This window comes from Candidatus Ornithobacterium hominis (assembly GCF_900538215.1).
Taxonomy (GTDB): Bacteria; Bacteroidota; Bacteroidia; order Flavobacteriales; family Weeksellaceae; genus Ornithobacterium; species Ornithobacterium hominis.
Genome location: NZ_UNSD01000002.1, coordinates 582,235 through 594,893 on the forward strand (window position 1 = coordinate 582,235; position 12,659 = coordinate 594,893).

9 protein-coding genes and 1 tRNA gene are annotated in these 12,659 nt (G+C 35.9%); 5 read left to right on the forward strand and 5 right to left on the reverse strand.

The features are described 5' to 3' along the window. Window positions 1-64: 64 nt before the first annotated feature. A complete protein-coding gene (locus D5J18_RS02925) occupies window positions 65-964 on the forward strand; it encodes an ATPase (RefSeq protein ID WP_119057504.1) in 900 nt (299 codons plus the stop codon). A gap of 408 nt (window positions 965-1,372) precedes the next feature. Here the strand turns inward: D5J18_RS02925 and D5J18_RS02930 are convergent, their stop codons facing one another. The 4 genes from D5J18_RS02930 to pncB all read right to left on the reverse strand — a co-directional run bounded on the left by D5J18_RS02930 (window position 1,373) and on the right by pncB (window position 6,052). Continuing rightward, window positions 1,373-3,343, reverse strand: coding sequence for an alpha amylase C-terminal domain-containing protein (locus tag D5J18_RS02930; protein WP_119057505.1), 1,971 nt, complete (start codon window positions 3,341-3,343; stop codon window positions 1,373-1,375). Window positions 3,344-3,584: 241 nt separating this feature from the next. Continuing rightward, window positions 3,585-3,658: transfer RNA gene (locus tag D5J18_RS02935), tRNA-Asp, on the reverse strand. A gap of 433 nt (window positions 3,659-4,091) precedes the next feature. Further along, entirely contained in the window at window positions 4,092-4,868 is a 777-nt protein-coding gene (gene lipB, locus D5J18_RS02940; protein ID WP_119057618.1) for a lipoyl(octanoyl) transferase LipB, read from the reverse strand. Further along, window positions 4,868-6,052 carry a nicotinate phosphoribosyltransferase gene (gene pncB, locus D5J18_RS02945; RefSeq protein ID WP_119057619.1) on the reverse strand — a complete coding sequence of 395 codons (1,185 nt, stop codon included), beginning with the start codon at window positions 6,050-6,052 and terminating at the stop codon, window positions 4,868-4,870. Before pncB ends, lipB begins: the two co-directional genes overlap by 1 nt. Window positions 6,053-6,121: 69 nt before the next feature. Here pncB and pepE point away from each other — a divergent pair, with 69 nt between their 5' ends. The 4 genes from pepE to D5J18_RS02965 all read left to right on the forward strand — a co-directional run bounded on the left by pepE (window position 6,122) and on the right by D5J18_RS02965 (window position 11,604). Then, the gene (gene pepE / locus D5J18_RS02950) at window positions 6,122-6,829 is read left to right on the forward strand and encodes a dipeptidase PepE (protein WP_119057506.1); all 708 of its coding nucleotides are present in this window, start codon (window positions 6,122-6,124) and stop codon (window positions 6,827-6,829) included. 83 nt (window positions 6,830-6,912) lie between these two features. Then, window positions 6,913-9,030: a S9 family peptidase gene (locus tag D5J18_RS02955; RefSeq protein ID WP_119057620.1), complete on the forward strand. Its 2,118-nt coding sequence runs from the start codon at window positions 6,913-6,915 to the stop codon at window positions 9,028-9,030. Between the two features lie 169 nt (window positions 9,031-9,199). Then, a complete protein-coding gene (locus D5J18_RS02960; RefSeq protein WP_119057507.1) occupies window positions 9,200-10,279 on the forward strand; it encodes a 3-oxoacyl-ACP synthase III family protein in 1,080 nt (359 codons plus the stop codon). Further along, window positions 10,276-11,604 (forward strand): metallophosphoesterase, encoded by a 1,329-nt coding sequence (locus D5J18_RS02965; RefSeq protein ID WP_260377437.1) that lies wholly within the window; start codon window positions 10,276-10,278, stop codon window positions 11,602-11,604. The genes D5J18_RS02960 and D5J18_RS02965 overlap by 4 nt, the downstream gene beginning before the upstream one ends. A 28-nt stretch (window positions 11,605-11,632) precedes the next feature. Here D5J18_RS02965 and D5J18_RS02970 read toward each other — a convergent pair whose 3' ends face one another. Beyond that, a complete protein-coding gene (locus tag D5J18_RS02970) occupies window positions 11,633-12,613 on the reverse strand; it encodes a DUF438 domain-containing protein (RefSeq protein WP_119057622.1) in 981 nt (326 codons plus the stop codon). Between the last annotated feature and the right edge of the window lie 46 nt (window positions 12,614-12,659).

Here is a 12,659-nt window from a genome sequence, read left to right on the forward strand (position 1 = left end):
TAAGAATTTTTGTAAAATCCTAAATGCTTATGTAAATTTATGATGTTAAATAATTTTATAGAAAATGATAGCAATTATAGACAGTGGCTCTACAAAATCTGATTGGGTAATTTTAGACGAATCAAACGGGAAAGAAATAGAACGTGCAAAAACGATTGGGTTTAATCCTTTTTTTATCAAAGAAGAAGATATATTGAAGGAATTAAAGAAAAATAAAGAATTAACAGCACTAAAAGATAAAATCAATAAAATTTATTTTTATGGAGCTGGAGTTCATAACCAATATTTTTCAAAAGTCGTTAAAAAACCTTTTGATGAGTTCTTTTCAAAATCAACTAATTTGATAGACCATGATATGAAAGCGGCTGCTTACGCTGCATATAACGGTAAACCTGCAATTGTTTGTATTTTAGGAACTGGGTCTAATTCTTGCTATTTTGACGGTGAAACCATTAAAGAAGAAACACCAGCTTTATCCTATGTTTTAGGGGATGAAGGTAGCGGAAATCATATTGGTCGTCAGTTGATTAGGGCTTATTTTTGCGGTAAGTTTCCTACACATTTGAGGAGAACATTCAAAGAAAGATATAATTTAACCGAAAAAGACATTGAAGAAAAAGTATACAACAATCAGTTTGCTAATGCATATTTAGCATCATTTAGTGTTTTTGCATCAGATCACAAATACGAGCCATTTATTCAAGAATTGGTTTTTAATTGCTTAGAGGAATTTTTCCTTTATCACGTGATGCCATACAAAGAAAAAGCAGATGCAGAAATCAATTTCATCGGTTCTATCGCACATTACTACGAGAGTACGCTAAAATCTGTAGCCAATAAATATAATTTACACGTAGGGAATATTGTGAAAAAGCCGATTGATGATTTAGTGAAATATCATAAAATATATATCTTTCCAGAACAAATGAAACCTCAATCGCCTGTAAAGGATGAAAAAAAATAATTTAAATCAATCTTTCTTGATGAGTGTCCTAATTTTTTTAGGACACTTTTGTTTTGGGCAAAATTTATCTACTGAAGTTTTTGCCCCCATTTCTATGGCAAAAGATTCTACACATATTCTACACATATTATATTAGAAGATTACTCCCCCGATGTTGAGAAAACAGCTTACAAAATCACTCACGAGCCAAAAGGAATTGATAAAATGCTAGGCCAAAGATATTTTGAGCAAATTTGATAGGCAAATCACATCTTAAGAAGATGAATGTTTTCTTAGGCTTAAGTTTGAATTCTGATTACCAGGGAAATAAAGAGAAAATTTTTTAAAGCCTTTAAAAAAAAGTCAAAAACTCAAGCTTTGAAGCTTTTGACTTTTTTTGTAAATAGATTTTTAATAAGCCTTGAAAAATTATTTTTTCTCAAAAACCAAAGCAGTTCGGCTTGGTAAATAAATCAGTAAATCATTGTTTTTTTGTGTTTTATAAACTAAATCTTTATCAATTCGCTCAAAACCGCCAAACGGCTCATCATCAGTGCTCAGGCAAATTTTATAACTTCCTTTTTCTTTCAGCGGAATAGCAAAATCAAAGAAACTTTCTGTTCCAAAATTAAATGCAAATAGATGTGAGCCTTTAGAGAATACTAAAATTTTATTTTCATTATCCTCTAATATTTTGTAATCATTTTTTTGGTTTAATAAAGCTGTTTTTTTGATAAAATCAATTAATTTTTGATCAAAATTAAGTAAAAACTCATATTTTAAATTTTTATTCTCTGCTAGCGACCACTGTCGGCGAGCATAGTGGTAAGACCAATTGTTCCCTTCTCTTGGGAAATCAATCCATTCAGGGTGGCCAAACTCATTGCCCATGAAGTTTAAATAAGCCTCTCCACCCAGTGTTGCGGTAATGAGACGAATCATCTTGTGAAGAGCTATTCCACGGTCGATGATGATATTTTCTTGGCTTTTTTCCATGGCTGTATACATTTCTTTATCCATCAGCCAAAAAGCCAAAGTTTTATCACCTACCATTGCTTGGTCGTGACTCTCGGCATAAGCAATGTTTTTTTCATTTAGCCTACGATTGGTCAATCGCCAATAGAGGTCGCCCATATGCCATTGCTCATCAGATTTATTTTCCAATAAATTATACCAAAAATCAGGAATCCCCATTGCCAATCGGTAATCAAATCCCAATCCTCCATCTTTCACAGAGCGGCAAATCCCAGGCATTCCGCTCATGTCCTCTGCAATGGAAATTATATTGGGGTTGATTTCATGAATCAAATCATTCCCAAGCTGAAGGTAAATTACAGCGTCATTGTTCACATGCTCAAAATACTGATGATATTCTGTGAAGTCCGTTAAACCATGGTGGTGATAGAGCATGCTTGTTACTCCATCAAACCGAAAGCCATCAAAGTGAAATTCCTCCATCCAATAGCGTAGGTTGGAAGCTAAAAATCGCTTGACCTCTAGTTTGGCATAATCAAAAATGGCTGAATCCCACTCTGGGTGATGGCCAGTGAAATACAAAGACGTTCCATCAAATTCAATTAATCCTTCATTTCTATTTTTAACACTATGACTGTGAATTACATCCAAAATCACAGCTAGCCCCATCTCATGTGCTTTGTTGATAAGGTAGCGTAAATCATCTGGTTTGCCAAAACGGCAAGAAGGCGCGAAAAAGTTAGAAACTTGGTAGCCATAAGAGCCATAATAGGGGTGCTCCTGTATTGCCATGAGCTGAACTGTGTTGTACCCCAAATTTTTGATGCGAGGTAAGATTTTATCAGCAAAATCTCGGTAGCTACCCACCTCTTCTTTTTCGGTAGCCATGCCAATGTGTGCTTCGTAAATCAGAGGTGTTTCAATTTTTTGTTTTCGGAAATTTTCGTCTGTCCATTTAAAGGTATTAAACCCACTGAAGACCCCATTAAAATTATGATTTTCATCCTCAGAAGTTTCTCTGATGTAAGCTGGAATCCTATCGAGTGCGCCATTGTCTGCAATTACATGAATTTTAACTTCAGACCCAGCCACGAGCTTATCTTTGTACTCCACATCTGGCAAGAAAATTTCCCAAACGCCAAAGTTTCCTCTCTTGAGCGGGTGTGAACTTCTATTCCAATCATTAAAATCACCAATCAAAAAAACTTGATGTGCGTGCGGAAGCCATTCACGAAACCACCATCCTTTATTTTTCTCATCATAATTGAAACTAAAAGTCAGATGTGCATTGGCAAAATTATAAAGCGTCCCAAAATGCTTTTCAATATAATCTTTGGTGTTTTGATACCACTCAATCCGATTGATGAGTTGGCGTTCATAATTTTTTAAATACGGATCTTCCTGAATGATTTTTAGCTGATGCATACCCCCTGATTTTTACTTACAAATCTACATGAATTTAATGAGAATTTTTTAATAAAAAAAAATATTTAAATGCATTAAAATTTATAACCCAAAATGTATTATAAACAAAAAGTTGCTCAAAAATCCGGGAGTTTATATATTTAATTGATTTTCAGGTGTTTAAATATTATGAATATAATGATAATATAAATATAAATGTAATATGAAAAATAAAGCCCAACACTTACGTGCTAGGCTTCTGCGATCCGGACGGGATTCGAACCCGCGACCACCTGCGTGACAGGCAGGTATTCTAACCAGCTGAACTACCGGATCAATATTTTTTGATTTCTTGTTAAGAACTTTTTAAAATCAACTTCATTGTTGATTGCGGATGCAAATATAAAACCTTTTTTTTTATTTACAAACGTTTTTCGGTTTTTTTTTCATTTTTATAGAATTTTTTTATAAATCGTTGTAAACGAAATCATTATCTACTTAGTGATTCAAAATTATTTTAGCTGACTTGGGTAATTTAGGTTTAAATGCCACATTCTTTTATCAAATGTGCAACGGGGTAAGCTTCTATTTTTGTTTCAGGAGAGTTTATGAGGCAGAAATTGGTTTTAATTATTCTAAAAATAATGCGTGAAACGAAAAGCGGAAAATCAGGTTTAGTTTATTGAGTATAATAAAAGTTTAAGATTTTAATGGATTGAGTTTGCGTGATGCAAAAATTTTTTAAGCCTTAAAAAAAAGTAGTGAAAATCTATTTTAGTCGTTTGATTTCAGCATTGAAGACTTCTTCAAAATATTGTACAACTTTTAATTTTACTTCTACCATATTTACTTCTTTGTTTAATTCCCGTTGCAGAGAAGTCACTGCTTTGTCTTTGATGCCACAAGGGACGATGTATTCAAAATAACGTAAATCAGTATTCACGTTTAGGGCAAATCCGTGCATCGTGACCCAACGAGAGGCTTTAACTCCCATGGCACAAATTTTCCGGGCGAAGGGTTTCCCGACATCTAGCCAAACGCCAGTTTCACCTTTTGATCTCTCACCTTTTAGTCCATAATCGGCCAAGGTTTTGATGATGATTTCTTCTAAACTACGTAAATACCAGTGAATATCAGTCTGAAAGTTGTCTAAATCTAAAATCGGATACCCCACCAATTGCTCTGGGCCGTGGTAGGTAATATCTCCGCCACGATTTGTTTTCACGTAGGTAGCATTGATTTCGTTCAGTTTTTTTTGATTGATTAGCAAATGATGTTCATCTCCGCTTTTTCCCAGTGTATAGACATGGGAGTGTTCTAAGAAAAAAAGATAGTTGGGCGTTTGGATTTTTTGCATTTTTTCTGCTAAGTCTTGTTTTTTAGCTTCATCCTTTTCTGCTGAATAAGCTCGTTCCAGTTGTCGGAAGCTCATCTTTAAATCTACAATTTCACTCAAGATTTTTTCTTGAAAATCCCAAGTTTCTTGATAGGCTTGGTGGGCTCCCAAATCACGAAATTCTATGATTTTATTTTGACTTTTCTTCATCATTGTTCTATTCTTAAGATTTCTTTGGCTAAATCAATCATTTTTTGATTTCCCGTGTGTTTACCTTTTTCGTCAGATAATTTTAGGGTATCCACCCACTCGTTGTCGCTGGTCAGTACTTGAGTTAATTTGATGACAATATTCATTGGGCGAAGACCAACATCATTGGTTAAATTAGTTCCGATACCAAAAGAGATGCCAATTTTGTCTTTAGTTGCATGGGTGATGGATTCGACTTTCTCTGGGTTTAATCCGTCTGAAAAGATAATGTATTTAAAATGAGGATTAATGCCTAAATGCTTATAATGTTCTATGGTTTTATTTGCAAATTCTATCGGGTCTCCGCTATCGTGACGTACACCATCAAAAAGTTTACTGAATTTTTTATCAAATTGTTTGAAGAAAACCTCTGTTGTATAAGTGTCTGAAAGCGCAACACCCAAATCTCCGCGGTAAACATCTACCCAATGTTCCAGCGCCATTGTATTAGACATCTTGAAGCCATATTCTGCTGCATGAAACATAAACCATTCATGTGCGTGAGTTCCAATCGGTTTTGTGTTGTAAAGCATTGCCATGTGAACATTACTCGAGCCGATGAAACTTTTGCCATTGAAGGTTTCTAGGGTGTGAACAACCAAACGGTGTGCGTGGTAAGAATGGCGGCGGCGAGTACCAAATTCAGCGAAGCGAACGTCTAAATCGTTGAATAGTTTAACCTTATCTAAGGTATTTTTTATAATTTTCTCATCATCCCAGCTGGTTTGTCCAGTTGCTTTGTAGTATAATTCTGAAATCAATGAAAGCAAAGGAACTTCCCACAAGATTGTTCTGTACCAGAAACCTTCCACCTTCACTTCCAAGTCGTTACCATTTTGCTTGATGTGCACCTCAGATGGGTCGTAGCGGTAACCTTCTAGAAAATCTATGTAAGCTGGGTTCAAATACGGGCAAGTGCGAATGATGAAATGCTTCTCATCTTTCGTCAACTGTAGCTGTGCCATATAATCTACCGCTTCTCTCAGTAATTTATCAAAACCTTGTGGGAACTCATGTTTCCCACGGTTGATGAATTTATACTTTGCCTTCACATTTGGGAAGAGCTTTACCACAGCACATTGCATTGTAAATTTATAAAAATCGTTATCTAAGATTGAATTAAAAATGCGAGTATTGATTCCCATAAAGATTTTTTTTAGCAGAAATTTAATCTCAAAATTAATTCTATTATCTTTGAACACAAAGAAAAAAGCATGAACTTTATTTTAGCCAGTACTTCCACGATGTTTGGGCAAGATTATTTAGCTTATCTCTCGACTGCACTAGAAGAATTATTATCTGATATAGAGGAGGTTACATTTATTCCTTTTGCTCGCCCTTCGGGAATCTCTTATGATGAGTACACAAAAACGGCTGCAAAATTTTTTCAAGGCTTAGAAAAAAAAGTAAAAGGTTTGCATGAATTTCAAAATCCTGTAGAGGCTTTACAAAATGCTGAAGCCATTTTTACTGGGGGAGGCAATACCTTCTTATTGCTCAAAACTTTGTATGAATTAAATTTAATGGAAACTTTACGCCAGAAAATTCAAGACAAAACGCCTTACCTAGGCACAAGTGCTGGCAGTAATATTGCGGGGCAAAACATCAAAACCACGAATGATATGCCAATAGTTTATCCACCAAGTTTTGAAGCACTGAAGATTATCCCGTTCAACATCAATCCACATTATCTAGACCCCGACCCAAACTCTACGCACAATGGCGAAACGCGTGAAGTCCGCATATTGGAATTTCTTAGCCAAAACGAAACCCCAGTAATTGGGCTGCGAGAAGGCTCATGGATACGCGGAGTGGGAGAGGAGCTACATTTGAAGGGTAAATTCTCGGCACGAATTTTTCTGAGAAATCAAAAGCCTTATGAAATTGAAACAGAAAGTGACTTGAAATTTCTAAAGGCTTAAAAAAATTGAAACATTTATATTAAATAAATATATTAAATAAAATTAGTTCTAAAATGAATTTTCACAAAAATAAATTTAGTGGTATGAAAAATGTTTTTTTCACCTTAATTCTATTGGGTTCTTTCTTGAGCGCTCAGCAAAAGGAATTAAGTATTTCAGATGCGGTTATGGGCTACTACAATGGGCTTTACCCTCTTGGTGTGGAAAACCTGAATTGGGTACAGAATTCAAATCGCTATTACTACACTGATGATGATAAATTAATCATCGTAGATGCGGATAAGGAAAATCCGAATAAAGAAATCACTTTAGCAGAATTTCAGAAACGATTCCCGAAATTGAACAGAATTCCGAGTATGAAAAATTTTGATGAAGAAAATTTCACCATACAGAGTGGGGAGTTTCTCTCTGTCATTAATTTAAACAATGGGCAATCACAAACGATAAATTTAAGCCAAAATTATGAAAACGTAGACTTTAGCCCAAAATCCAAAGCAGTAGCCTTCACGGTAGATAATGGTTTATACATTAAAAAGTTTGATAATCAAACTTTGGTTGTAAAAGAAAATAAAGATAAAAATATCATCAGCGGGCAAGCGATTCATCGCAGTGAATATGGAATTCATAAAGGGACATTTTGGTCTCCTGAGGGGAACTACTTAGCCTTTTATGAGAAAGATGAAACTCAAGTAACTGATTACCCGTTGGTAGATATTGATACAACGCCTGCGCGTCTCAAAAACATTAAGTACCCGATGGCAGGGCAAGGCAGCGAAAAGGCGAAAGTTGGAATTTATGATTTGAAGAATAAAAAATTAATCTACCTAGACATCAATACCGAAGATGAACATTATTTGACGAATTTAGGCTGGTCACCAGATGAAAAACACATTTTATTGGCTGAAATTAATCGAGCAACCACGCGTTTTGATTTTAATTTATACGATGCTAAATCGGGGAAAAAAATCAGAACTATTTTCTCTGAAGAAAATGAACGCTGGGTAGAGCCAGAGCATACATCATTCTTTATCCCTAGCAGGAAAAATGAATTTCTCTTCATCAGTCAGCGAGATGGGTTCAACAATATCTATCACTACAATATCAATGGGAAACTAATTCAGCAATTAACCAAAGTTAAATGGGTAATTAAAGATATTTTAGGTTTCAACGGGAATGAAGTCATCTTTGAAGGAACGGGAGAAGACGGAAGAGAAAATCATATTTATAAAGTAAATTTAAAGAGTAAAAAAATTACAAACCTCACGCCCGAAACAGGAACTCATCAAGCCGTGCTCAACGATAATGGAACGTATCTGATTGATAGCTATTCCAGTTACGATGTAGCTGGCATTACTCAGATTGTAAATGTAAAAACAGGAGCTAGAAAGGTTATAAATCAAGCTGAAAATCCGCTAAAAGAGTATAAATTAGGAGAAATCGACCCAGTGGAAATTTTAGCCGCAGACGGGAAAACGAAGCTTTATGCTAATTTAATCAAACCTGCCAATTTTGATGAAAATAAGAAATACCCTGTCCTAGTTTATGTCTATGGTGGGCCGCACGCACAGCTGGTAACCAATTCATTTTTAGGCGGAACGGACATGTGGTTTTCTGCTTTTGCGACACAAGAAGATTATTTAGTATTTACATTAGACAATAGAGGTTCAGCTTATCGAGGTTTTGAATTTGAGAGTGTCATTCATCGTCAATTGGGCGAAAATGAAATTCAAGATCAAATGAAAGGAGTAGAATATTTGAAATCACTCAAATATGTGGATTCCAGCCGAATGGCTGTCTATGGTTGGAGTTTTGGAGGATTCATGGCGAGCAGTCTGATGCTGAAGAAGCCAGGCGTTTTCACAACAGGCGTTGCAGGAGGGCCAGTCACAGACTGGAGCTTGTATGAAGTGATGTATGGTGAACGCTATATGGATACGCCGCAAGAAAATCCTGAAGGCTATCAAAACTCCAATTTGGCCAATCATATCACAAACTTAAAAGGGAAATTAATGCTAATTACTGGTAGTATAGATAATGTAGTGGTGCCTCAGCATAGCCTACGTATGATGCAAGAAGCCGTGACAAAAAATATCCCGATTGACTTCTTTGAATACCCTATGCATGAGCATAATGTGTATGGCTATGATAGAATTCACTTGATAGAAAAAATTGCAAGCTACATTACGACAAACAATCAATAAAATTTTCTAAGGCTTAAAAAAAAATAATAACAGGAGCAAGTATTTTTTACTTGAAATCAGGTAATACACTATAATTCACGGTAGATTATGGAAGAGAAAATTCAATGTGAAAAGTGGGGTGTTTATTGCCATTCTTTTTTTTAACTTTGTATTCTCAAAAATTGATAAAATGCGGAATGCTGTAATTACTGGCTCAGGACATTTTTTGCCCGAAAACATTATTGAAAACGATTATTTTTTAAATCATACATTTTTTGATGAAAAAGGTGAGAAAATTCAAAAATCTAATCAAGAGACAATTCAAAAATTTGAAGAAATTACCGAAATTAAATCGAGAAGATATGCAGAACCAGAGCTTCAAAACTCAGATATGGCTGCCATTGCAGGTGGCAGAGCACTGCAGGACGCTGGTGTAGATAAAGAAACGCTTGACTACGTCATCGTAGCATCAAACTATGGCAATATTTCTCACGGGCAAGGCTTAGCGGATGTCATGCCCAGTATGTCGGCAAGGGTAAAAAACAAATTAGGCATCAAAAATAATGCGTGCAGACCTTATGATATGACTTTTGGTTGCCCAGGATTCAATGAAGCATTGATTTTAGCCACGCAATTCATCAAAGCTGGCTTAGCAGAGAAGATTTTAGTTATAGGATCTGATATGATTTCTCGTGCTGTTGACCCATATGACCGCACCGCTATGATTTTTGCTGATGGTGCTGGTGCCGTCATTTTAGAAAATAAAAAAAGCGACCAAGAATGTGGTGTTCTTCATTATTTGACAATATCAGACAACTTAGAGGAATTGGATTATTTGACCAACGGCCCCTCTCTCAATACCGAGTACAAAGGCGCCTCCAAGAGCGTAAGCATGAAGGGAAGAAAAGTCTATGAGTATGCACTGAAAAAAGTTCCAGCAGCGATGCACCGTTTGATAGAACAAGCTGGGGTTGATGTAAAAGAAATCAAAAAAATTCTTTTGCACCAAGCAAATGCTAAAATGGATCACGCTATGGTGAAGCGTTTTTATAAACTAAACGGCATCTCAGATGCTCCAAAAGATATTGCGCCAATGACGGTTCAAGATTTTGGTAATAGCTCCGTAGCTACTGTGCCTACGATGTTTGATTTGGTAAGAAAAAATCAATTGGGGAATCACCAGTTTTACCCTGATGATAAAATTATTTTAGCAAGCGTTGGTGCGGGAATGAATATCAATGCTTTACTTTATCACTTCCCAGCAGAATGATTTTTATCAGGACTTTCATCATCCCGCTCATCGTCCTTCTTACGCTGACGGATATGGTGTTTTTTCGGTTTCTCATGCATTTATCTCACGGGATGAATATGAAAATCTATTTTTGGATTCTGATTTTAGCTATTGAATTTTATAGCTATCAAGCTTTTAGAACTCTTCACCAGAGCTCGCGGGGTTTAGCCATTTATATCGCATTTCATTTATTACTCTATGGAACTTTGATTTACTTCCAAATTTCGACATCGAGCGGATTCTCATCATCTAATTTTAAGAAAACCATTATTTTGCTAAGCTTGGTTATTGTGCCAAAAATATTTCTAGCCATAGCATTGGTTCTCGAAGATTTATTCAGAATTGGACTTTATCTCACGCAACAACTTCAATCAAATTCCGTCGAAAAAAATATCTCAGGAAGAAGAAAAGCCATCTCTTGGTTGGCAATCGGTATTGCGAGCATTCCATTTTTAGGCGTTCTGCATGGTATATTCATTGGGAAATACAATTATCATATTATCCGTAAGAAAATCAAGATTAAAAATTTACCCTCAGAATTTGAAGGCTTTAAAATTACTCAAATATCAGATTTTCATGCTGGGAGCTTTGATAATTTAAAAAAAGTAGAGTATGGGATTGATTTAATTACAGAAACCAATCCCGATGTCTTAGTCTTCACGGGAGATATGGTCAACAACTATTACAAAGAAGTTGAGCCGATTTTGCCCATTCTGAAGAAACTTAACGCCAAAGAAGGCATGTTCTCAGTTTTGGGAAATCACGACTACGGAGATTATGGCAAGCTTACCGAAGCAGAGAAAAAGGAAAGCATTCAAGGCTTACAAAATTTCCAGCGAGAGATGGGCTTTTTACCTCTGAACAACGAAATGAAAAGCATCGAAAAAAATGGAAAAAAACTCAATATCATTGGCGTAGAAAACTGGGGCAACGCCGATTATTTCCCCAAAAAAGGTGATTTGAAAAAAGCAACTCAAGCCGTGCAAGAAGATGATATTAATATCCTCTTATCGCACGACCCTTCACATTTTGACCATGATTTGCCTGGCCACGACAACGTTATTCAGTTTGAAAAGATGCTGCACTTAACTCTATCTGGTCACACACACGGAATGCAATTTGGTATAGAAATTCCTGGGCTTATCCGCTGGAGTCCAGTCAAATATCGCTATCATAACTGGGCAGGTTGGTATGAGAAAAACGGACGCCAGCTCTACGTCAATCGTGGATTTGGCTACTTGGCATTCCCAGGGAGAGTGGGCATTTGGCCAGAAATCACCGTTCTAGAACTCACTAAAGCTTAAAAATTTTTTAAGCCTTAAAAAAAATCTATTAATCCCATTCTAAAAGGCGTCTTTCTCCCGAAATTTCTTGGATGTGATTGATTTCTTGAGACATTTCTATGACACCACGGTAGTTTTTATCTTTATCTCTCACCGCAAAATAGCGAACGTAGATGAACTTCCCTCTATAATTGAACCAAAAATTTGCTTCATCTCTTTCGCCACTTCTGAATGCTTCAACTATTTTCAAAACTGTGTCTACACTCTTGGGTGGATGACAGAATTTAACCTCTCGGCCGATGATTCCTGCACTTCTTGGGAAAACACGAATATCACCACGATTGTAGAATATAACTTTATCATTTTCATCTACATAGGTAATATCTAATGGCAAAGTTCTCATCAATAAATTCACTTGCTCTACCGTCATATAGCCTTCATCAAAATGGTGAGCGTCTTCTGCAAATTTAACATCTGTTCGGCGTTGCGTATCTTGAGACGGATGCACATAAGCTGGCTCCTCTTTTATATCTTCTTTAGCTTCTTCTGCTGGGTATTTTGCTGGTTCTTTGTGTAACATCCAGCCTATTTCTTCCTCACCTTGGCGCATATTTACCCAATCTTCTTCTGTCAATATTTCCATTGCCCTTGGGAAGAGCACTCTCTGCTCGACTTCTAATAACCTTAGGAGATTATCTAGCAAAAATTCTGTATTTCTATTAACGGCGGCTACATCTTGTTCCTCCAAATTTTTTCTCACAAGGCGGAATATATCACGAATTGTGTCATGAAAAGACCACATATTTTGTGATGGATTAGTCCATCCTCTTTTTTCTAAAAACGGGAAAAGTTGATTTTCCTTTCTAGCAAATCTTTTCTCTACGGTAGAAAGATGATTGAATATATTATAGTACTTTTGGTAATCATTTGTCACATCTACATCTTCCAGTTCTTTCACCAGTTCGTGAATCAACTGAGTCTCTAATAAATACGTGTGTATAGGATGTCCTTGAGTTATATTTTCTAGCATTTTCATTAAATTTCTGTACAAAGATAGACAAATCAAATGAATAAAA

What these genes read in the sequence shown, in the direction of transcription:
- D5J18_RS02970 (WP_119057622.1), bottom strand. Translation starts at nt 12,613, where the DNA reads ATGCTAGAAAATATAACTCAAGGACATCCTATACACACGTATTTATTA.
- pepE (WP_119057506.1), top strand. Translation starts at nt 6,122, where the DNA reads ATGAACTTTATTTTAGCCAGTACTTCCACGATGTTTGGGCAAGATTAT.
- D5J18_RS02960 (WP_119057507.1), top strand. Translation starts at nt 9,200, where the DNA reads ATGCGGAATGCTGTAATTACTGGCTCAGGACATTTTTTGCCCGAAAAC.
- D5J18_RS02930 (WP_119057505.1), bottom strand. Translation starts at nt 3,343, where the DNA reads ATGCATCAGCTAAAAATCATTCAGGAAGATCCGTATTTAAAAAATTAT.
- lipB (WP_119057618.1), bottom strand. Translation starts at nt 4,868, where the DNA reads ATGAAGAAAAGTCAAAATAAAATCATAGAATTTCGTGATTTGGGAGCC.
- D5J18_RS02965 (WP_260377437.1), top strand. Translation starts at nt 10,276, where the DNA reads ATGATTTTTATCAGGACTTTCATCATCCCGCTCATCGTCCTTCTTACG.
- D5J18_RS02925 (WP_119057504.1), top strand. Translation starts at nt 65, where the DNA reads ATGATAGCAATTATAGACAGTGGCTCTACAAAATCTGATTGGGTAATT.
- pncB (WP_119057619.1), bottom strand. Translation starts at nt 6,052, where the DNA reads ATGGGAATCAATACTCGCATTTTTAATTCAATCTTAGATAACGATTTT.
- D5J18_RS02955 (WP_119057620.1), top strand. Translation starts at nt 6,913, where the DNA reads ATGAAAAATGTTTTTTTCACCTTAATTCTATTGGGTTCTTTCTTGAGC.